Below are 19,203 nucleotides of genomic sequence, written 5' to 3'. Positions count from 1 at the left end.
CTCAGTAGCGAGCGTCTGACCGTATGTCGATCAAAGCCGCGATCTATCACCTGACGCACTACAAATACGATCGCCCCGTCGTCCTCCAGCCCCAGATCATCCGCCTGCAGCCGGCGCCGCAGAGCAAGACCAAGGTGCTGAGCCATTCCCTGCGGGTCACGCCCGCCAAGCACTTCGTCAACCTGCAGCAGGACCCATACGGCAACTACCTGAGCCGCCACGTCTTCCCGGACCCGGTGACCGAGCTGAAGATCGAAGTCGATCTCGTCGCCGACATGACGGTCTACAACCCGTTCGATTTCTTCGTCGAGGAGAGTGCGGAAACCTGGCCGTTCGAATACCCGGCCGATCTCAAGGAAGACCTCTCGATCTACATGAAGCCGCAGCCGGTCGGCCCGATGCTGCAGCAATTTATGGACACCATCGATCGCACGCCGATGAACACGGTGAACTTCATCACCGCGCTCAACGCCCACGTGCAGCAGCGCATCGGCTACATCGTCCGGCTCGAGACCGGAGTGTTCGAGCCCGACGAGACGCTGACGCGCGGCCAGGGCTCGTGCCGCGACTCGAGCTGGCTGCTGGTGCAGGTGCTACGCAACCTCGGTTTCGCCGCGCGCTTCGTCTCGGGCTACCTGATCCAGCTGAAACCCGACCTTATCTCGCTCGATGGACCGCCCGGCACCGATCATGATTTTACCGACCTGCACGCCTGGTGCGAAGTCTACCTGCCCGGCGCCGGGTGGGTCGGCCTCGATCCGACTTCAGGCCTCCTGACCGGCGAGAGCCACATTCCGCTGGCCGCCACCCCGCACTATCGCAACGCGGCGCCGATCTCGGGCTACACCAGCTTCGCCAATGTCGAATTCGCCTTCGACATGAGGGTGAACCGCGTCGCCGAGCACCCGCGCATCACCAAGCCGTTCTCCGACGAGAGCTGGGATCGGCTGAATGCGCTGGGCCGCAAGGTCGACGAGGAGCTGGTCAAGCACGATGTGCGCCTCACCATGGGCGGCGAGCCAACCTTCGTTTCGATCGACGACTTCGAGGCCGGCGAGTGGAACGCCGATGCGGTCGGACCGACCAAGCGGGCCAAAGCCGATGACCTGATCCGGCGACTGCGCCAGCGCTTCGCTCCCGGAGGGCTGCTGCATTACGGCCAGGGCAAGTGGTATCCCGGCGAAACCCTGCCGCGCTGGACCTTCTCGCTCTACTGGCGCCGCGACGGCAAGCCGGTGTGGCAGAACGAGAAGTATTTCGCCCATGAGGGCGTGCCCACCGATGCCGAGGCCGGCGATGACCAGCGCCTCCTCACCGAAATCGCGGCCAATCTCGGTATCGGGACCGAGACTATCGACGCTGCTTACGAGGATCCGGGCGATTGGCTGGTGAAGGAAGCCCGGCTGCCCGAGAATGTCGATCCGGCCAACCCCGAGCTTGCCGACCCCGAAGCCCGGGCCCGCATGGCCAAGGTGTTCGACCACGGCCTGAACAACGCCACTGGCTACGTGCTGCCGGTGCAGCGCTGGAACGCACAGGCCACCGGGCAGCGCTGGATCACCGAGAAGTGGAAGACGCGGCGCGGCAAGCTATTCCTCGCGGCGGGCGACTCTCCGGTGGGTTACCGGCTACCGCTTAGCTCGCTGAAGCACGTGTCGCCCACGGCCTACCCCCACGTCGTACCGCGCGATCCGCTGATCGCCGTATCGGACCTTCCCGAGGTCGAGGAACTGCTGCAGCAGAAGGTCGAGGTCCGCGTCGGCCACCACGCCCAGCCATCAACCTTCACCGCCGACCCAACCGCGAACCAGCAGATCAACGAGCAGGTGCTGGACGAGATCGACAGCGTCGTCCGCACCGCCATCACGGTGGAACTGCGCGAAGGCCGGCTCTGTGTGTTCCTGCCGCCGGTTTCGACGGTGGAGGACTATCTCGAGCTGATCGCGGCGGCCGAGAAAGCGGCAGAGACCATCGACCTGCCCATCCATGTCGAAGGCTATGCCCCGCCCTATGATCCGCGGCTCAACGTCATTCGCGTCGCGCCCGATCCTGGCGTGATCGAGGTCAACATCCACCCCGCTTCGAGCTGGGAGGAATGCGTCGCGACGACGACGGCGGTCTATGAGGAGGCGCGCGCCTCCCGGCTTGGTGCCGACAAGTTCATGATCGACGGCAAGCATACCGGTACCGGCGGTGGTAACCACGTCGTCGTCGGCGGCTCGACTCCGTCGGACTCGCCGTTCCTCCGTCGGCCCGACCTGCTCAAGAGCCTGATCCTCCAGTGGCAGCAGCATCCGTCGCTGAGCTACCTGTTTTCGGGGCTGTTCATCGGACCGACCTCGCAGGCGCCGCGCTTCGACGAGGCGCGCCATGACAGCCTCTACGAACTCGAGATCGCCATGAAGCAGGTGCCGCCGCCCGGCGAGGGCGAAGCACCCCTGCCCTGGCTGGTCGACCGGCTGTTCCGCAACCTCCTCGTCGACGTCACCGGCAATACGCACCGCTCGGAAATCTGCATCGACAAGCTCTACTCGCCGGACGGCCCGACCGGCCGGCTGGGTCTTGTCGAGTTCCGTGGCTTCGAGATGCCGCCCAACGCGCGGATGAACCTCGCCCAGCAACTGCTGGTGCGGGCGCTGATTGCCCGATTCTGGAAGTCGCCCAAGCAGGGCAAGCTCGTCCGCTGGGGCACGACGCTGCACGATCGGTTCATGCTGCCGCAATATGTCTGGGCCGACTTCCTCGACGTGCTCAGCGATCTCAGGGAAAACGGCTTCGACCTCGATCCGGAGTGGTTCGCGGCGCAACTCGAATTCCGCTTCCCGTTCTGCGGCGAGGTCGAGGTCGAGGGCATGAAGCTTACCCTCAACCAGGCGCTCGAGCCCTGGCACGTGATGGGCGAAACCGGCGCCATTGGCGGTACTGTGCGGTTCGTTGATTCATCGGTTGAACGACTTCAAGTGAAACTTGAGGGGCTCAATCCCGGCCGCTACGCCGTGACCTGCAACGGGCGGCTGGCACCGCTGACTGCAACCGGTGAGGGCGGCGTTGCTGTTGCCGGCGTGCGCTACAAGGCGTGGCAGCCCGCCTCGGGCATGCACCCCAAACTGCCGGTCAACGCGCCGCTCCATTTCGATATCTACGACACCTGGTCGGGGCGCTCGATTGGCGGCTGCACCTACCACACCGCCCACCCGGGCGGACGCAACTACGAGACCTTCCCGGTCAACGGCAACGAGGCCGAAGCGCGCCGGCTGTCCCGGTTCGAGCCGCGCGGCCACACGCCAGGTGCCTTCGTGCCGCCAACCGAGGAGCGCTCGGCCGAATTCCCGCTGACGCTGGACCTGCGTGTGCCGCTATAGTCGCCGAATGGCCTTTGCAGCGGCATTTTTGACCAGCCGGTCGGAATCTCCTTGCGATTCCGGCCGCTTCGGCTAGCGATTTTGTCATGAAGACACGGAATCAACGGCAGGCGAGCAAGCGCGGGGCATCACGCCTCGTGACGGGCTACAGCTCCCTGCCCGGCGTTCCGGACGAAATGCTCGACGCCGCCGGCAACCTGCGGCCCGGCTGGGCCCAACTGATCGGCGCACTCGACGATCTCGGCCCTACCGAGCTTGCCTCGCGTTTCGAGCGTGCGGACCAGTATTTGCGCGATTCCGGCGTCTACTACCGCAAGTACGACGGCGCCGACAGCAAGGAACGCGGCTGGCCGCTGGCGCATGTGCCGCTGCTGATCGACGAGGCCGAGTGGGCGACCATCACCCGCGGCCTGACCCAGCGCGCCGAACTGCTCGAGACCATCGTCGCCGATATTTATGGCGACAACGAACTCGTGCAGCGCGGCCTGCTCCCGGCGGAGCTGGTTGCGCGGAACAGCGAATTCCTGCGCCCGATGGTCGGGATCCGGCCGGCGAGCGGACACTTCCTCCACTTCTGCGCCTTCGAGCTCGGACGTGGGCCGGACGGAAACTGGTGGGTGCTCGGCGACCGCACGCAGGCCCCTTCGGGCGCTGGCTTCGCGCTCGAAAACCGCGTCGCAACCACCCGCGCGCTGTCCGACATCTACGGCAAGATGCACGTCCACCGACTGGCGGGCTTCTTCCGCGGCTTCCGGGATGAGCTAAACAGCATCGCCGGCGATAGCGACGGCCGCGTCGGTATCCTGACGCCGGGGCAGCACAACGAGACCTATTTCGAACACGCATATATCGCCCGCTACCTGGGTTTCGCCCTGCTCGAAGGCGAGGATCTGGTGGTGGACCGCGGCCGGGTGATGGTGCGGACCGTCTCGGGGCTGAAGCCGATCAGCGTACTGTGGCGCCGCATGGATGCGAGCTTCGCCGATCCGCTCGAGCTCCGTTACGACAGCCATATCGGCACCCCCGGCCTGACCGAGGCCGTGCGGCAGGGGACCATCTCCATGGTCAACGCGCTCGGCTCGGGTATCCTCGAGACGCGCGCATTCGCCGCCTTCATGCCAAATCTCTGTCGCGCCCTGACCGGCAGCGAACTCGAACTGCCGACGATTGCCACCTGGTGGTGCGGCGGCGACACCGAGCGGCGGCACGTCATCGACAATATCGATACCATGATGGTCGGCTCAGCCTTCGCCACGGGCCTTGCCATCGAGGACACCAAGGGCACGGTCGTCGCCGGCAGCCTTGATGCCGAGGAGCGGGCGGCGCTGCTGTCGCGTCTCGAAGCCGAGGGTGGCGCTTTCGTCGGCCAGGAGCAGGTGCACCTCTCGACCGCGCCGCTTTACGAGGGCGGCAAGCTCGAACCGCGGCCGATGACGCTGCGCGTCTATGCTGCACGTACGCGCGACGGCTGGACGATCATGCCCGGCGGCTTTGCCCGCATCGGTTCCACGGCGGACTCCTCGGCCATCGCCATGCAGCGCGGCGGCCAGGCGGCAGACGTCTGGGTGGTGAGCAGTCAGCCGGTCGAGCGCGTCACGCTGCTGCCGCGAGATGACGAAAAGCTGGTGCGCGTTTCGGCCGGCAGTCTGCCGAGCCGCGCCGCCGACAATCTCATCTGGCTGGGCCGCTACGCCGAGCGCTGCGAGGCGACTATCCGTATCCTCCGCGCCTACAACGCCCGGCTGGCCGAGAGCTCCAACCCGAGTCTGCCGATCCTCAAGGATACCCGCGCCTATCTCGATGGGCTCGGCGTCGACGCATCCAAGCCCCTGCCGGCCGGCCTGCTCGCGGCGATCGACAGTGCGGTGCACAGCGCCAGCCAGATCCGCGACCGCTTCTCGCCCGATGGTTGGCTCGCCCTGGCAGACCTGCGCAAGACCGCCCGTGCCTTCGCCACCCGCGTACAGCCCGGCGATGACGCGACCCGCGCCATGACGGTGCTGCTGCGCAAGCTCGCCGGCTTCTCGGGTCTCGTGCACGAAAACATGTACCGCTTCGCCGGCTGGCGCTTCCTCGAGATCGGTCGTCGCCTCGAACGCGGCATCCAGATTTCAGGCGCCGTCGCCTGGCTGACGCGCAAGGGGGCGCCGGAGGGGGCACTCGACCTCCTGCTCGAGGCCGGCGACAGCGTGATGACGCATCGCCGCCGCTATGCCGTAAGCGCTGGCGTCAACTCCTACATCGACCTCCTGGTTCTCGATCCGCTCAACCCGCGCTCGGTGCGCTTCCAGATCGCCGAGCTCCACAAGCAGCTGGAGCGGCTCCCCGGTGGTGTCGAGGATGGGCATTTGTCGATGGCGGCAAAGGCGGCCCTGTCGCTCGATACTGACCTGCGGGTGAGCGAACCCGAGGACCTGACGACCCCGAGACTCAACCGGCTTGGCATCGATATCGGCAATCTCGCCGGCCTCATCGCCGACGCGTATTTCGTCTGAGGGAGCGGGCCGTGCTTTACGACGTCCGGCTCGAACTGCACTACGACTATAAGGCCTCGGTCCATGGCGACCGGCACCTTGTGCGCGTAAGCCCGGTCTCGATCCCCCGGGTGCAGCGCGTCATTGCTGCGTCGCTGTCGTTCGAGCCGCGCCCTGAGCAGGAAACATCCTTCACTGACTACTTTGGCAATCTCGTCACCACGATCGCCTATTCCGGCTACCACGATCATCTCGACGTGCGGCTCTCGGCGCGGGTGCAGGTCGAGGATTTCATCGGCCCGGCCGATCTGTCGCCCAGCGTTGCCGGGCTGAAAGACGAGCTGCGGGCGCTGTGGTCGGTCGCCCCGGATTCGCCGCAGCACTTCCTCGCCGCTTCGCCCCGCGTGCCGCTCGACCCGGCGATTGCCGCCTATGCGCAGGTCTCTATCGCCGACACGCCCTCGGTGCGCGCCGCGGCTATGGACCTTGCGCTGAGGATTCACCGGGATTTCAGCTACGACAAGGAAGCCACCAAGGTCGACACCGGACCGGTCGAGGCCTTCGCGCTGAAGCGTGGTGTGTGCCAGGACTTCGCCCATGTGATGATCGCCGGGCTGCGTGGCGCCGGCATCCCCGCCGCCTATGTCTCGGGGTTCCTGCGCACGATTCCGCCCAAGGGCCAGCCGCGGCTCGAAGGCTCGGATGCGATGCATGCCTGGGTGCGCGTCTGGTGCGGCCAGCATGCCGGCTGGGTCGAGTTCGACCCGACCAATGCCATGATGGCCGGCCCCGACCACATCACCATCGGGCACGGTCGGGACTATTCGGACGTGTCGCCGATCGTCGGCGTGCTCCGCACTAGCGGCGGGCACTCGGCCAAGCAGTCAGTCGACGTAGTTCGCGTCGAATAGACTGAAAATCCTCGCTGTCGCCGGAACCAAATAAGGCAGCCTCCGTTGTTGTGCCAAACGCGCTTACGCGTGTCCCACCGGTCCCCTGGTCGAACGACAGGAGCAAGCGATGACGTCGAGCGAAATCGCCAGCCTCGAAAATGCCAGCCGCTCGGCCCTCGCCTGGGTCCCGGAAGGTTATCACGGCAGCAACAATTTCGGCGTGCTGTTGGCCGCAGTTGTGCCGGCCGTCAGTATTCTTGCAGTAGCAGCGACGCTCCTGCTGTCCATCATCTAGGAGCGCCCGACCATGACCTTAAGCACGATCATCATCATTCTGCTGATCCTGCTGTTGATCGGCGCCATACCGGCCTGGCCCTACTCCCGCTCCTGGGGAGCTTACCCCTCCGGTATTCTCGGCGTCGTGCTCGTCATCGTCATCATCCTCGTGTTGATGCGCGTATTCTGACGAGCACCCCAGCGAGCCAAGGTCGCCCCCCTTTCGGCTCGCATTAGGCACCCCGGTTCGCGCCCGAACCGGGGTGCACTTCATTTGACTTAGCGCAAGCGGCCAGTCTTTCGGCGGCGCTACGCTGGAACCCAACACCTGCCGGACGCGTTGCAATTCCATACTTACGAGGAGACTGGAACATGGCTTCCACGACCGATATGGCTCCCACTCGGAGCACGACCGCGACCCCTGCCCGCCGCGCCGCCAATGGCCCGCGCCGCGCTGCGGCTCGCACTACTGCCGCGGCTCGCGCCGCAGCCTCCCGCGAGGATGATCTTTCTGCCCAGGTGCAGCAGCTGCAGGACGACCTGAAGTCCATCGCATCGACGCTCGCGAGCCTTGCCGAAGGCAAGGTCAACGATGCCCAGTCGATGGCCAAGCGCGAGGTCAAAAACGTCGCCAAGGCCGGCCAGCATGTGCTGGAAGACGCCCAGGACGAGTTCGGCCAGCTCGAAAAGCAGATCAAGGACACCATCCGCGAGAAGCCGCTGACGGCCGTCGCCGGCGCCATCGCGCTGGGCTTCGTGCTCGCGGTCGTCTCGAGGTAGGCCGATGCATCTGCTCGCTCTCGCCGCCTCGGTCCTCGGGATCGAGGTCGACGAACTCCTCGAGCACTTCAAGCGAAACGCCATGGCTTGGTCGGCCGTGGCGTTGTTCGCGCTTGTCGGCGTGGCATTCCTTCTCGTGGCGCTGAATGCCTGGCTTACTTTGCTATGGGGGCCGATCGTCGCCCCGCTCGTGATCGGTGCGGCAGCCACGATGATTGCCATCGCCATCTGGGCGGCTGTCACGATCTCCGACAATATCGCCCGCCGGCAGGCCGCCCAACGACGGAACAGCGCCGAGAAGACCGCGCTCGTCACGACTGCGGCGCTCACGGCGCTGCCATTGGTGCTGAAGTCGGACCTCATGCGGAAAGTGGGCATTCCGATCGGTGGTGCATTGGCCGCCGCTTACCTGCTCGCCAAACCCACCGGCTCGCACGATCGGCGCGCGAACGGTCACGATACCGATTGATTTAAGGGAACCGCGGGAGCGGCCTTGCGTTACCTAGAGCACCGCCACCATGAGGAGGCGGAGAGGCCAAGGAACGAAGAATTTCCAGGAGTGTGAGCTATGACCCACATCAAGCGGAAGATCGTTACCATACTGACCAACGAGCACATTCCCGATGGTGAGAAGATCACCATGCTTCGCGAACTCGAAGCCGACTCCTTGTCAAAGGAGCGTAGCGCCACCGAGGGGATGACCCCGGTGGACGGTGACGACGGCGAAGACCTCAAGACCATCGAGAACGCCCTGCGCAAGCTCGGCCAGGAACCAGTAGAGGCGGGCGCCGCCAGCCTTTAGTCTCGGCCCATGAGTTCAGAGCCCCGCCCGGCGTAACGCGGCGGGGCTTTTCTATGCCGCTTCGGTCGCCGGATCAGCCGTCGGCTCGATCTTGGGGGATCCCGGCAGCACGACCTTCAACCCCCGAGCATGGACGCGCAGATCGACATGGCGCTCAAGCGGGATCAGCTCACCATCGATCACCGCCTGGGCCGACGCCTTGCGGCGGGGGAAGTTCAGGGTCACCTGGGCTACCTCCCTCTCCGACACCAGCGGATGCGCTTTCCAGTTGCCGAAAACCAGCGATAGCGCAAGGCGGGCTAGCTCGTGGGCCGGCATCGGCTTGACCACATAGATCCCGAGCACGCCGCGATCGACCACCTCGGCATAAGGCACATGCCCTTCACCCAGCACGTTGTTGGAGACCACGATGGCGGTGGCCTTGCGGCGCACCGTGCCGCGCCCCGTTGTGATATCGGCGTCGAACACCAGCGGACGCGACAGCGCCAGGGCAACCGCCCTGAGGCTTGCGAGCATCTTGCCCCAACGGCTGCTGTAGGTGAGGCCGTTGCGGATCCTAACCAACCGGGAGTGCATGCCCACCGAGAACTGATGCACGAAAGGGCGCCTGTTGGCCGTAGCGATGTCCACCGCGCCGACTTCGCCGCTGGCGATGGCCTCGACCGCAGCGTCGAGCTGAAGCGGCACGCCGAGCGAGCGGGCAAACAGGTTCATCGTGCCGGCAGGTAGCACTGCAAGCGCCATCCTGTGCCTGAAGCAAATTCCTGCGGCCGCCGATATGGTCCCATCCCCACCCCCGGCCAACAGCGCGTCCGAGGCTGGATCCTGCGCGGCACGCTCGAGCTCGCCTTCGAGCTCGTCCGCTCCGACGATCCGGCATTCAAGACTGTGCCCCCGCGCCGCGAAAGTCGCTTCCGCCGCCGCGGCGAAGGCTGCCATGTCCATGGTGCGGAACGTGCCGCCATCCTTGTTCAGAACGCCGATGAAGTGCATCCCGGCCCCCCGGTCGTGTTTCCCCGGCGACGTTGCACTCGACCGATGGCAGTAGTGCGGCTCAAATCAGTGGCCGCCGGCTCTCACCGAGACCCTCCCAGCCGGACAGCTCGGTGAGACCTTCCGGATCGAGCACCTCGCAGGCGCGGTCGTGCCAGCGGATCAGGCCACGATCGGCGAGCTTGCGTAGCGTCTTGTTGGTGTGAACGATCGACAGCCCCAGCGTGTCGGCGACATGCTGCTGGGAGATCGGGATCAAGGGCCGTTTGGCCATGCCGACCTTCTCAGCCCGCTGATAGAGGAAGGCGATGAGATAGGCAGCGCGCTCCAGGGCGCTGCGGCGGCCGACACTGAGCAGGTTTTCATCGAGCATCCGCTCTTCGCGCGAGGCGAGCCAAGTGATGTCGAACGCAAGCGACGGGTATTGCTCGAACAGCGTCGGCAGGCTGTCGCGTTGAAACACGCACAACACGACCGGCGACAGCGACTCCACCGAATGCTCCATCTTGCCAATGATGGACCCCTGCAGCCCGACGAGATCGCCCGGTAGCAGGAAGTTGAGGATCTGGCGCCGGCCATCCTCAAGCATCTTGTAGCGGAAAGCCCAGCCCGACAGCAGCGTGAACAACTGGGCGCTGTGCGAGCCTTCAGCGAGGATCATCGAGCCGGGCTCCTGCACCAGCTCGCCGCGTTTGAATCCACTGACGAACTTCAGCTCGCCCGGTGTGAAATCGCGGAAATAGGCATTGGCGCGGAGCGGACACTGTTCGCAGGGAACACGGCGGGCGGGCGTATTGGTAAGGGACATGCTGAGGACCTGGCTTGCCGCCATCATGCCCCCTGCCCGCGAGACGGCAACCGCGACAGGCGCATAACGCGCGCCGAACACGTGTCATTGTTAAATGACCGCGCGATCGCTTCCACACACCATGCGGCCGCTTTCCACCGCGTCATGGAATCGACCGCATGATTGGCCTGACTGTCCTCGTCGTCGAGGAGGAATACCTTGTTGCCGCAGAAATCGAAGCGACCCTCTTGGCGAGGGGAGCGTCGCAGGTGCTGATGGCACGCAATGTGCACGACCTCGCAACGCCCGCCCCGCCGATCGACCTGGCGATTATCGAGGCCCAGCTTGGCGCACCGGCCTCGATTGCCTTTGCCACGTCCCTGCGGGAGGCCGGCGTCGCGGTGGTGGTCACCTCTGCCGATCTCGCCGCGGCATCGCTTTTCACTGGCTCTGTCCCCTTGGCCAAGCCCTTCGACGACGCTGCCTTGCTGGCCGCATGCGAGGCGGCCCGCCGCATGGGCAAGGCGCCTGCTCAGGTGTAGCGCGGCGTAGTCGTGACCTGGGCCGAAACGGCGTCCGGTCCGTAGTCGGACTCGCCGGCGACCTTCAGCACTTCCTGCAGCTTGGTGCGGGCACGGCTGACGCGGCTCTTCATTGTGCCGACCGCGCATTTGCAGATCTCGGCCGCCTCTTCATAGGAGAAGCCCGACGCGCCGATGAGGATAATGGCCTCGCGCTGATCGTCCGGCAGTTTGTCGAGCGCCGCCTTGAAGTCGGCGAGGTCCATCGCGCCGTACTGAGATGGATGCACGGCCAGCCGTTCGGTGAACGCGCCGTCGCTATCCTGCACTTCGCGGCCGCGCTTGCGCATCTGGCTGTAGAATTCATTGCGGAGGATGGTAAAGAGCCATGCCTTGATGTTGGTGCCCATCTCGAAGCTGTCCTGCTTCGCCCAGGCCTTCATCACAGTGTCCTGCACCAGATCGTCGGCCTTGTCATGCCGCCCAGACAGCGACACCGCGAAGGCGCGCAGACTCGGCAGAGTAGACAGCAATTCGCGCTTGAAGCTTGGAGCCTCGTCCGTCATGAGGTCACTCGCCCTTTGCGGATTTGGACTTGGCTTCGACGACGTCCAACTGCTCCAGAAGGTCGAGAAGCTTCGACGGCACCTCTTCCTGCTGCACCGCGCCGTAGAGCGCGCGCAGCTTATTGCCGATGTCGGAGTTCGGACCGAGCCCGTCGTCTCGCCTCCGCGCTAGCATACCCAGTTCATTCATTGTCGTTTTGTCTCGCATAAACCCTTAGCCCCACAGCAGGATTTTGACGCCCACTTTTCCAGCCGTAGGCCCTCAATGCGCCCCGGCCCGAAAAGTTCCAAATATATCCGGGAACCATTCCCCTGATCATTCTGTTTAAGGCATGGTAAGCTCAAGAAGCGTCACGGGAGTAGTGAATCCATGTCTCTATCCACGCGGATCGCCCCGCATCTTCCCTATCTGCGCCGGTTTTCGCGCGCGGTCACCGGCTCGCAGACCTCGGGCGACGCCTATGTAGCGGCGACCCTCGAAGCGCTGATCGCCGATCTTTCGATCTTTCCCAATGCGTCGAACGATCGCATCGCGCTCTACAAGCTCTATTCCGGCCTGTTCTCGAGTTCGGCTGTCTCAGTACCTCCGCCCACCTCGAACTTCGCCTGGGAGGCGCGCGCCGCCGCCAACCTCGCAAACCTGTCTCCCAAACCGCGCCAGGCGTTCCTCCTCGTTTCGGTGGAGGGCTTCAGCCACGACGAAGCGGCCGAAGTGCTCAGTGTGAGCCCGGGCCAGTTCGCCGAACTGCTCCAGCAGGCCTCGACCGAGATCTCGAAGCAAGTGGCGACCGACATCCTTATCATCGAGGATGAGCCGCTTATCGCCATGGATATCGAGCAGATGGTCGAGGGCCTCGGCCATCGGGTGGTCGGCATTGCCCGCACGCACAAGGAAGCGGTGGCGCTCTATCACAAGACCCAGCCGCGCATGATCCTCGCCGATATCCAGTTGGCCGACGGGTCTTCCGGCATCGATGCGGTCAACGACATCCTCCATACCCATCCGATCCCGGTGATCTTCATCACCGCGTTCCCCGAGCGGCTGCTTACGGGTGAGCGTCCGGAGCCGACTTTCCTCGTCACCAAGCCGTTCAACCCGGACATGGTGCGGGCGCTGATCAGCCAGGCGCTGTTCTTCGACGAAGGATCCCGCGCTGCGGCCTAAACGCCTGCAGTGCAACTGTTTTCGAGAGCCGGGTCCTGCCCGGCTCTCGCCTTTTTGGGAACCCGGCCGGGCAGCTGCACGTTTAGGAACTATCGAGGCGTCCAACGGAGAATGGCAAAATGCTGCGATACGCTCTCATCTTCCTCGTCGTCGCGATTATCGCCGGCGTGCTCGGGTTCGGTGGTATCGCCGGAGCAGCATCCGGTATCGCGCAGATCCTGTTCTTCCTGTTCCTGGCCTTCCTGGTCATCTCGCTGATCGTCGGCCTTTTCAGGCGCGCCTCCTAAGCGCCCCGCAAAACTCGGACCGTCCCTGCCGGGTCCGCGGTTCGAGGTGGCAGCGGCCTCATCCGAGTGGATGGGGCCGTTTGCTTGTGAACGGCGCGCAAAAAGAAAGGCCCCGGATGGGGCCTTTCTCCTGTGTTGTCAGGGGTCTAGTGCAGCCGGTTGAACCATTCGTCGACATCGCGCTCGGCCTCTTCCTGGGCCTTGCCGTAGCGCTCCTGGATCTTGCCGGCGAGCTGCTTGCGGCTGCCCTTGATGATGTCGAGATCGTTGTCGGTCAGCTTGCCCCACTGGGTCTGCACCTTGCCTTTGAACTGCTCCCAGTTGCCTTCCACCTGATTCCAATTCATCGCAAATCTCCTCTCTCATGGTTGGGAAAGGAGCCGCCACATAGGTTGGCTCCGGTTGGAAAACGTCTGGGCCGGTGCGCAGTTCCGTAAATCCCTTGCCACGCGCTTGCGCTTTGGCTTTTGTGCGCCGATGAACGCTGTTGCCGCCAAGCCCGTGGTCGAGCTCATCGACCTGCACAAGTCCTATGGCCCGCTTGAAGTGCTGAAGGGCATCGACATGACCGCCCGCGAGGGCGACGTGGTCGCTCTGATCGGCTCGTCGGGGTCCGGCAAGTCGACCCTGCTTCGATGCATCAACATGCTCGAGGTGCCCGAGCAAGGCGATGTTCTTATCGCCGGCGAGCAGATCGAACTCACGCCTGAGGGACCGCAGCGCCGTCCCGGCAGCGAGCGGCAGATCCGCCGCATCCGCTCCGAGCTCGGCATGGTGTTCCAATCGTTCAACCTGTGGAGCCACATGACGGTGCTCGACAACGTCATGGAGGCACCGCTGCACGTACAGAAGCGCAACAAGGCCGAGGTACACGCCGAAGCGCTGGAGATGCTGGCCAAGGTCGGCATCCGCGACAAGGCGCAGAGCTATCCGAGCCAGCTCTCCGGCGGCCAGCAGCAACGCGCCGCGATCGCCCGGGCGCTCTGCGTCAATCCCAAGGTGATGCTGTTCGACGAGCCGACCTCGGCGCTCGACCCCGAACTCGAAGTCGAGGTGCTGCGCGTGATCAAGCTGCTCGCCGACGAGGGGCGGACGATGATCCTCGTTACCCACGACATGCAGTTCGCCAAGACCATCGCCAGCAAGGTGATCTTCCTGCACCAGGGGCGGATCGAGGAGGAGGGCACGGTCGCCGAGGTGTTCGGCAACACCCGCTCGCCCCGTCTCAGGCAGTTCCTGAGCGCCGCGGGTCACGGCTGACCGCGATCGGCCTCTCCCCTGCAACAATTCTCTAACGATTGACCGTCCGGTAAAAAAATCGTTAGCGTGGCGTCAATGTTCCTTCTGGCGGGAGGGAGCGGACCCACGGCCGGAATTGCCCCGGCCCAAGCCCAAGAAATTCGGCCCAAGGCCGATACAGGAGACGACCCACATGTCCAAGATCGTACTGGCGGCTGCTGCGGCACTCGCCATGTTCGCCTCGGTTGCGACCGCTGCCCCGGTTCGCATCGCCACCGAGGGCGCCTATGCCCCGTGGAACTTCCTCGATGACAGCGGCAAGCCCGCCGGCTTCGAGATCGACCTCGGCAACGAGATCTGCAAGCGCGCCGCGCTCGAATGCACCTGGCAGGTCAACGAATGGGACTCGATCATCCCGAACCTCGTCGCCGGCAACTACGACGTGATCATGGCCGGCATGTCGATCACCGACGAGCGCAAGCAGACCATCGACTTCTCGACCAACTACTTCCCGCCCGATCCGTCCAACTACATGGTCCGTACCGGCACCACGCTCGATTTCGCCGCCCTCTCGGGCAAGAACATTGGCGTCCAGGGCGGCACGATCCAGGCCGGCTATGCTGAGACCACCTTCGGTGCCACCAACACCATCAAGTCGTTCGAAACCGCCGACCAGGCGCTGGCCGACCTCAATGCCGGCAATGTCGACGTCGTCCTCGCCGACGGTTCGTACATCTCGGAAATCGTCGCCGGCTCCTCGGGCGCCATCGAAGTGATCGGCCCGGAAGTGATGTTGGGCGGCGGCGTCGGTGCCGGCCTCCGCCAGTCCGATACCGAGTTGCGCGACAAGCTGACCGGCGTCATCGACGAGATGAAGAAGGACGGCTCGCTCGACGCGCTGATCATCAAGTGGTTCCCGGACAAGGCGCCGGGCCCGATCTTCGCCGGCGGCTGAGCCTCGATATGATTGCGGGGGCGGGCACAACCCGCCCCTCTGCTTTACAGGACCCCAATGGTCGACCTTCTGCCCCAATGGCTCCGGGACATCCTCGGCCAGGACGTACTGTTCTGGCTGGGCTACTTCACCAACGGCAAGCACCTGAGCTGGTATGCGAGCGTGCAGTACACGCTGGCCGCAGGCGTGATCGGCGCGGTCGTGGCGCTGACGCTGGGCGTCCTCTCCGCCGCCGGCCGCAACTCGCGCTTCCGCCTCGCCCGGTTTGTCGGCAAGGCCTACACCAACGCCCTGCCCGGCATTCCCGACGTGCTGTTCTTCCTGTTCTTCCCCCTCGCCTTCGAGCAGGCGGTGGAATGGATCCGCGCCCAGGCCGTCTGCACTGCCGCCGAGAAGGCGGCGGGCGGCTGGCCAATCTGCCCTGATGCCAACCTGATTTTCGGCAGCGCCGAGTACCTGATCCTCGCCGGCGTCTCGCTCGGCATCGTCTATGGTGCCTTTGCCGGCAACGTCATCTCGGGTGCCCTCAACAGCGTGCCGCGCGGCCAGCTGGAAGCGGCCCGCGCCTTCGGTCTGAGCTCGATGCAGGTCCTGGTGCGCATCCATATCCGGCAGATGTGGGCCTACGCCCTGCCCGGTCTCTCCAACGTCTGGATGCTGCTGATCAAGGCGACCTCGCTGCTCTCACTGCTGCAGATTGCCGACATCGTGCTGTGGGCCGACCGGCTCGGGTCGCCGAACTTCACGCGCTCGGCCGGGCTCGTCCACCCCGACTGGCGCTGGGGCTACTACCTCGTGCTGCTGATCTTCTACATCCTACTCACCTTCCTCTCCGAAAAGCTGTTCGCGGCGTTGCAGCGCTGGGCTAGCCGCGGCATGGCCATAGCGGGGACAACGTGATGGAGCTGCCGACCGCCATCGCGACGGACCTCGCGATCCTCGCCAAGCCCGCGCTGTTCAACCTCTACTTCGCCGGAGCATCGATCCCGATCGGCTTCGTGCTCGCGATCTTCGTGGCGCTGGGCAAGGCCTCGCGCAGCCGGCTGATCTCAAGCCTCAGCCGCGGCTTCATCTATGCCTTCCGCGGCTCACCCTTCTTCATCCAGCTCTTCATGTTCTATTCGCTGGCGCTGGCCTTCAACCTGAGCCTGTGGAAGCCGCTCGGCATCGACTGGATCGTGCTCAACCCGCTGGTCCTCGGCCCGGCCGTGCTGGTGCTCAATACAACGGCCTACACCGCCAACATCCTTCATGGCGCGCTGATGAATGTGCCCAAGGGCGAGATCGAAGCGGCGCGCGCCTTCGGTATGAGCCGCTGGCAGATGTTTCGCGCCGTGACCTGGCCCAACGTCATCCGCCTCGCCTGGCCGGCCTACACCAACGAGGTGGTGGTGCTGTTCCACACCACGGCGCTGGTCTACTTCACCCTGCCGGTGATCAACGACGAGAAAGATCTGATGAACAAGGCGGGCGAGTTGTTCGAGAAGGACTACAATGCCTTCCTCCACTTCCCGGTCGCCGGGCTCTACTTCCTCGGCATCTCGATGCTGGTTTTCTTCATTTTCGGACGCATCTACCGCCATCTCATGCGACACCTGCCGCAGGCGCCGGCGATCCGATTCTCGCCGCGCTGGATCCGGGGGTAGGAGATGGCATTCGAGAGGAAGGTGGTTCCGCTCAAAGGCGATACGCCCGGCGCAGTGACCGAGTTCGTCTACTACGTGATAGGCCCCAAGGACGCGCCCGAGAAGGTACACCTGCAGGCCGCGCTCCATGCCGACGAGCACCCCGGCACGATGGTGCTGCACCACCTGCTGCCCATGCTGCGGCAAGCTGACGATCAAGGCCTGCTCCGCGCCCGCTTCACCGTGATGCCGCTGGTCAATCCGCTCGGCATGGCGACCTTCTCGCTGCGCCGGCATATCGGCCGCTACGACGCCAATACCGGCATCAATTTCAATCGGCGCTGGCCCGACCTCTTTCAGGCCGTGCGGCAGCAACTGAACGGCCGGCTGAGCGACGACGAGCGCTTCAACGTCAACCTGATCCGCAAGACCGTCGCCACCTGGATCGACAACCAGCAGCCGCGAAGCGCTAACGAGCAGCTGCGCCTCCTGGTGCTGAAGGAAGCGCACGACGCCGAGTTCGTCCTCGATCTCCACTGCGACGACGACTCGCTGATCCACATCTTTACTTCTCCCGAACTGATGCCCGAGCTGCAGGATCTCGCCGACTGGATGGGCGCGGCCGCGACGCTGACGGCGGCGGATTCCGGTGGCGGCTCATTCGACGAGGTGCTGCCGCAGCTCTATCGCAAGGTGGCGCAGGCCAATCCGGGCAAGCCCGTCCCGATGGCGAGTGCCACGGCGACGCTCGAGTATCGTGGGCAGGCCGATGTGTTCGACGAACTGGGTGCCGACGATGCACGGCGGCTCTGGGGGTTCCTCTGCGAGCGCAACCTCATCGACGCCGACCCGGGCGAGCGCCCGGCCCCGCTGTCTCTGGCGACGCCGTTCGAGGCGACCGAGATCATCCGCGCCGAGCGGCCGGGGCTGGTCGCCTATCGGGTGTCGCTAGGCGAACGCGTGACCAAGGGCCAGCCGGTGGCCGACTTGATCGCGCTCGACGGGCCGGAGGCCTTCATGGCTCGCACGCCGATCTTCGCCGGCACGGACGGGCTGGTGTTGGCTCGCGCCATGGCGAAATACGCCCCGCGCGGCGCCGGGATCATGAAGATCGTCGGCACCACGTTACTGTCGGGACGCAAGGGCGCGTATTTGCTGGAGGACTGAGGGTTTGGTCTCCCCGCTTCGCAGGGGAGGATAAGTCCGCCCTACCTCAACCCAAACTCCGCGTGGCTCAGCGCCGTCATCACCCCACGCAACTCCGCCAGCCCCTTCAGCCGGCCGATGGTCGGATAGCCCGGCTGGGCGCGGCGGTTGAGGTCGTCGAGGATGTCCTGGCCGTGGTCGGGGCGCATCGGGATCTGCGCGTCCTCGCGGCCTTCCGTCTTCCGTCGCGTTTCCTCGCGGAGGATCGCCGCGATCAGGGGCACCATGTCCGTGCTGCCGGCGAGGTGCTCGTCCTCATAGAACGAGCCGACCACGGCATCAGTCTCGCGGCGGACATTGCGCAGGTGGAGGAAATGCACCTTGGGCCCGAACTCGTCCATGATATCCGGCAGGTCATTGTCGGGCCGGGCGCCGAGAGAGCCCGAGCAGAGCGTCATGCCGTTGGCCGGGCTGTCGACCGCACCGAGAATGTGCCGGTAGTCCGCGGCAGTGGACATGATGCGCGGCAGGCCGAGCAGCGGGAACGGCGGATCGTCCGGATGGCAGCAAAGGCGGACGCCGACTTCCTCGGCGACGGGCACGACTTCCGACAGGAAATCGACGAAGTGCTCGCGCAGCCGATCAGGCGAGATACCGGCGTATTCGCTCAGATGCGCCCGCACGTCCTCAAGGGTCATGCTCTCTGTCGAGCCCGGGAGCCCCATCGTCACGTTGCGAGAGAGCTGCTGCTGGGCCGCATTGTCCATGCCTGCGAAGCGGCGGGCGGCTTCAGCGACAACCTCGGGCGCAAAACTCTCGGCAGCGCCGGCGCGCTTCAGGATGTGGATTTCGAACACGGCGAAGTCGTTGATGTCGAACCGCATGCAGGTGCCGCCATGCGCCACGGTGTAACGCAGGTCAGTTCGCGTCCAGTCGAGTACCGGCATGAAGTTGTAGCAGACGACGCGCAGCCCGGCGGCCGCAACGTGGCGCAGGCTCTGCTTGTAGTTCTCGATATGCTGGCGCCAGTCGCCCTTCTGTTTCTTGATATCCTCGGAAACCGGCAGGCTTTCGATCACATCCCAGCTGATTCCAGAGGAAGAACCGTCCCTGCGCGTCCGAACCTGCTGCTGGCGCTTGCCGATCTCCTCCGCGCTCCATACAACCCCGTTGGGCACGTGGTGGAGCGCCGTGACAACGCCTTCGGCGCCTGCCTGGACGATGTCGTCGATGCTCGCAAGATCGGCTGGTCCGAACCAGCGCCAAGTCTGCCTCATGTGGCTCCCCCTTCCGGGCTCTTCAAATGGCTATCTTCGGTGCTAGTATGGTAGC

General features: G+C 64.8%; 22 protein-coding genes. 16 read left to right on the top strand and 6 right to left on the bottom strand.

The window, feature by feature from the left end:
• Positions 1-23: 23 nt before the first annotated feature.
• The 8 genes from ACOYW5_RS22235 to ACOYW5_RS22200 all read left to right on the top strand — a co-directional run bounded on the left by ACOYW5_RS22235 (position 24) and on the right by ACOYW5_RS22200 (position 8,587).
• On the top strand, positions 24-3,362 hold the full coding sequence (locus tag ACOYW5_RS22235; protein WP_423067059.1) for a DUF2126 domain-containing protein: 3,339 nt from the start codon (positions 24-26) through the stop codon (positions 3,360-3,362).
• A gap of 86 nt (positions 3,363-3,448) precedes the next feature.
• On the top strand, positions 3,449-5,857 hold the full coding sequence (locus ACOYW5_RS22230) for a circularly permuted type 2 ATP-grasp protein (RefSeq protein ID WP_423067058.1): 2,409 nt from the start codon (positions 3,449-3,451) through the stop codon (positions 5,855-5,857).
• A gap of 11 nt (positions 5,858-5,868) precedes the next feature.
• Positions 5,869-6,747 carry a transglutaminase family protein gene (locus ACOYW5_RS22225; protein WP_423067057.1) on the top strand — a complete coding sequence of 293 codons (879 nt, stop codon included), beginning with the start codon at positions 5,869-5,871 and terminating at the stop codon, positions 6,745-6,747.
• 109 nt (positions 6,748-6,856) lie between these two features.
• Positions 6,857-7,024, top strand: a complete 168-nt coding sequence (locus tag ACOYW5_RS22220; RefSeq protein ID WP_423067056.1) for a hypothetical protein — start codon at positions 6,857-6,859, stop codon at positions 7,022-7,024.
• 12 nt (positions 7,025-7,036) lie between these two features.
• Complete coding sequence (locus ACOYW5_RS22215; protein ID WP_082434138.1) at positions 7,037-7,195, top strand: DUF3309 family protein; 159 nt, start codon at positions 7,037-7,039, stop codon at positions 7,193-7,195.
• A 182-nt stretch (positions 7,196-7,377) separates the two neighbouring features.
• A complete protein-coding gene (locus ACOYW5_RS22210; RefSeq protein ID WP_423067055.1) occupies positions 7,378-7,785 on the top strand; it encodes a DUF883 family protein in 408 nt (135 codons plus the stop codon).
• Positions 7,786-7,789: 4 nt separating this feature from the next.
• Entirely contained in the window at positions 7,790-8,254 is a 465-nt protein-coding gene (locus ACOYW5_RS22205; protein ID WP_423067054.1) for a hypothetical protein, read from the top strand.
• 99 nt (positions 8,255-8,353) lie between these two features.
• On the top strand, positions 8,354-8,587 hold the full coding sequence (locus ACOYW5_RS22200) for a hypothetical protein (protein ID WP_423067053.1): 234 nt from the start codon (positions 8,354-8,356) through the stop codon (positions 8,585-8,587).
• Positions 8,588-8,638: 51 nt separating this feature from the next.
• On the opposite strand, the gene ACOYW5_RS22195 is transcribed toward ACOYW5_RS22200, so the two are convergent.
• Positions 8,639-9,580: a diacylglycerol/lipid kinase family protein gene (locus tag ACOYW5_RS22195; RefSeq protein ID WP_423067052.1), complete on the bottom strand. Its 942-nt coding sequence runs from the start codon at positions 9,578-9,580 to the stop codon at positions 8,639-8,641.
• A 61-nt stretch (positions 9,581-9,641) separates the two neighbouring features.
• Positions 9,642-10,388, bottom strand: coding sequence for a Crp/Fnr family transcriptional regulator (locus tag ACOYW5_RS22190; RefSeq protein WP_423069530.1), 747 nt, complete (start codon positions 10,386-10,388; stop codon positions 9,642-9,644).
• Positions 10,389-10,546: 158 nt separating this feature from the next.
• On the opposite strand from ACOYW5_RS22190, the gene ACOYW5_RS22185 reads away from it, so the two are divergent.
• On the top strand, positions 10,547-10,909 hold the full coding sequence (locus tag ACOYW5_RS22185) for a hypothetical protein (RefSeq protein WP_423067051.1): 363 nt from the start codon (positions 10,547-10,549) through the stop codon (positions 10,907-10,909).
• On the opposite strand, the gene ACOYW5_RS22180 is transcribed toward ACOYW5_RS22185, so the two are convergent.
• Both ACOYW5_RS22180 and ACOYW5_RS22175 read right to left on the bottom strand, forming a co-directional pair.
• Positions 10,900-11,454 (bottom strand): RNA polymerase sigma factor, encoded by a 555-nt coding sequence (locus ACOYW5_RS22180; protein ID WP_423067050.1) that lies wholly within the window; start codon positions 11,452-11,454, stop codon positions 10,900-10,902. The two genes, ACOYW5_RS22185 and ACOYW5_RS22180, sit on opposite strands and share 10 nt — an antisense overlap.
• Positions 11,455-11,458: 4 nt before the next feature.
• Positions 11,459-11,644: a NepR family anti-sigma factor gene (locus tag ACOYW5_RS22175; protein ID WP_423067049.1), complete on the bottom strand. Its 186-nt coding sequence runs from the start codon at positions 11,642-11,644 to the stop codon at positions 11,459-11,461.
• Positions 11,645-11,824: 180 nt separating this feature from the next.
• Between ACOYW5_RS22175 and ACOYW5_RS22170 the strand changes: the two genes are divergently transcribed.
• Positions 11,825-12,619: a response regulator gene (locus tag ACOYW5_RS22170; protein WP_423067048.1), complete on the top strand. Its 795-nt coding sequence runs from the start codon at positions 11,825-11,827 to the stop codon at positions 12,617-12,619.
• A 119-nt stretch (positions 12,620-12,738) separates the two neighbouring features.
• Positions 12,739-12,906, top strand: coding sequence for a DUF1328 domain-containing protein (locus ACOYW5_RS22165; RefSeq protein WP_423067047.1), 168 nt, complete (start codon positions 12,739-12,741; stop codon positions 12,904-12,906).
• Positions 12,907-13,052: 146 nt separating this feature from the next.
• On the opposite strand, the gene ACOYW5_RS22160 is transcribed toward ACOYW5_RS22165, so the two are convergent.
• Entirely contained in the window at positions 13,053-13,253 is a 201-nt protein-coding gene (locus ACOYW5_RS22160; protein WP_423067046.1) for a CsbD family protein, read from the bottom strand.
• 130 nt (positions 13,254-13,383) lie between these two features.
• Between ACOYW5_RS22160 and ACOYW5_RS22155 the strand changes: the two genes are divergently transcribed.
• The 5 genes from ACOYW5_RS22155 (at position 13,384) to ACOYW5_RS22135 (ending at position 17,892) form a co-directional block, all read left to right on the top strand.
• The gene (locus ACOYW5_RS22155) at positions 13,384-14,166 is read left to right on the top strand and encodes an ABC transporter ATP-binding protein (RefSeq protein ID WP_423067045.1); all 783 of its coding nucleotides are present in this window, start codon (positions 13,384-13,386) and stop codon (positions 14,164-14,166) included.
• Positions 14,167-14,338: 172 nt separating this feature from the next.
• The gene (locus ACOYW5_RS22150) at positions 14,339-15,100 is read left to right on the top strand and encodes a transporter substrate-binding domain-containing protein (protein WP_423067044.1); all 762 of its coding nucleotides are present in this window, start codon (positions 14,339-14,341) and stop codon (positions 15,098-15,100) included.
• Positions 15,101-15,157: 57 nt separating this feature from the next.
• Positions 15,158-16,000, top strand: coding sequence for an ABC transporter permease subunit (locus ACOYW5_RS22145; protein ID WP_423067043.1), 843 nt, complete (start codon positions 15,158-15,160; stop codon positions 15,998-16,000).
• Complete coding sequence (locus ACOYW5_RS22140) at positions 16,000-16,746, top strand: ABC transporter permease subunit (protein ID WP_423067042.1); 747 nt, start codon at positions 16,000-16,002, stop codon at positions 16,744-16,746. Before ACOYW5_RS22145 ends, ACOYW5_RS22140 begins: the two co-directional genes overlap by 1 nt.
• Positions 16,747-16,749: 3 nt before the next feature.
• A complete protein-coding gene (locus tag ACOYW5_RS22135; protein ID WP_423067041.1) occupies positions 16,750-17,892 on the top strand; it encodes a succinylglutamate desuccinylase/aspartoacylase family protein in 1,143 nt (380 codons plus the stop codon).
• A gap of 41 nt (positions 17,893-17,933) precedes the next feature.
• On the opposite strand, the gene uxuA is transcribed toward ACOYW5_RS22135, so the two are convergent.
• Positions 17,934-19,148, bottom strand: coding sequence for a mannonate dehydratase (gene uxuA, locus ACOYW5_RS22130; protein ID WP_423067040.1), 1,215 nt, complete (start codon positions 19,146-19,148; stop codon positions 17,934-17,936).
• Positions 19,149-19,203 lie beyond the last annotated feature (55 nt).

Origin of the sequence: Devosia sp. CN2-171 (assembly GCF_049354815.1) — a bacterium.
GTDB lineage: Bacteria > Pseudomonadota > Alphaproteobacteria > Rhizobiales > Devosiaceae > Devosia_A.
This window is presented reverse-complemented; position numbering and strand designations above follow the sequence as displayed.

Bases quoted from the DNA above. Each gene is read 5' to 3' on its own strand.
- ACOYW5_RS22235 (WP_423067059.1), top strand. From the start codon at position 24: ATGTCGATCAAAGCCGCGATCTATCACCTGACGCACTACAAATACGAT.
- ACOYW5_RS22230 (WP_423067058.1), top strand. From the start codon at position 3,449: ATGAAGACACGGAATCAACGGCAGGCGAGCAAGCGCGGGGCATCACGC.
- ACOYW5_RS22220 (WP_423067056.1), top strand. From the start codon at position 6,857: ATGACGTCGAGCGAAATCGCCAGCCTCGAAAATGCCAGCCGCTCGGCC.
- ACOYW5_RS22215 (WP_082434138.1), top strand. From the start codon at position 7,037: ATGACCTTAAGCACGATCATCATCATTCTGCTGATCCTGCTGTTGATC.
- ACOYW5_RS22210 (WP_423067055.1), top strand. From the start codon at position 7,378: ATGGCTTCCACGACCGATATGGCTCCCACTCGGAGCACGACCGCGACC.
- ACOYW5_RS22205 (WP_423067054.1), top strand. From the start codon at position 7,790: ATGCATCTGCTCGCTCTCGCCGCCTCGGTCCTCGGGATCGAGGTCGAC.
- ACOYW5_RS22200 (WP_423067053.1), top strand. From the start codon at position 8,354: ATGACCCACATCAAGCGGAAGATCGTTACCATACTGACCAACGAGCAC.
- ACOYW5_RS22195 (WP_423067052.1), bottom strand. From the start codon at position 9,580: ATGCACTTCATCGGCGTTCTGAACAAGGATGGCGGCACGTTCCGCACC.
- ACOYW5_RS22190 (WP_423069530.1), bottom strand. From the start codon at position 10,388: ATGTCCCTTACCAATACGCCCGCCCGCCGTGTTCCCTGCGAACAGTGT.
- ACOYW5_RS22185 (WP_423067051.1), top strand. From the start codon at position 10,547: ATGATTGGCCTGACTGTCCTCGTCGTCGAGGAGGAATACCTTGTTGCC.
- ACOYW5_RS22180 (WP_423067050.1), bottom strand. From the start codon at position 11,454: ATGACGGACGAGGCTCCAAGCTTCAAGCGCGAATTGCTGTCTACTCTG.
- ACOYW5_RS22175 (WP_423067049.1), bottom strand. From the start codon at position 11,644: ATGAATGAACTGGGTATGCTAGCGCGGAGGCGAGACGACGGGCTCGGT.
- ACOYW5_RS22170 (WP_423067048.1), top strand. From the start codon at position 11,825: ATGTCTCTATCCACGCGGATCGCCCCGCATCTTCCCTATCTGCGCCGG.
- ACOYW5_RS22165 (WP_423067047.1), top strand. From the start codon at position 12,739: ATGCTGCGATACGCTCTCATCTTCCTCGTCGTCGCGATTATCGCCGGC.
- ACOYW5_RS22160 (WP_423067046.1), bottom strand. From the start codon at position 13,253: ATGAATTGGAATCAGGTGGAAGGCAACTGGGAGCAGTTCAAAGGCAAG.
- ACOYW5_RS22155 (WP_423067045.1), top strand. From the start codon at position 13,384: ATGAACGCTGTTGCCGCCAAGCCCGTGGTCGAGCTCATCGACCTGCAC.
- ACOYW5_RS22150 (WP_423067044.1), top strand. From the start codon at position 14,339: ATGTCCAAGATCGTACTGGCGGCTGCTGCGGCACTCGCCATGTTCGCC.
- ACOYW5_RS22145 (WP_423067043.1), top strand. From the start codon at position 15,158: ATGGTCGACCTTCTGCCCCAATGGCTCCGGGACATCCTCGGCCAGGAC.
- ACOYW5_RS22140 (WP_423067042.1), top strand. From the start codon at position 16,000: ATGGAGCTGCCGACCGCCATCGCGACGGACCTCGCGATCCTCGCCAAG.
- ACOYW5_RS22135 (WP_423067041.1), top strand. From the start codon at position 16,750: ATGGCATTCGAGAGGAAGGTGGTTCCGCTCAAAGGCGATACGCCCGGC.
- uxuA (WP_423067040.1), bottom strand. From the start codon at position 19,148: ATGAGGCAGACTTGGCGCTGGTTCGGACCAGCCGATCTTGCGAGCATC.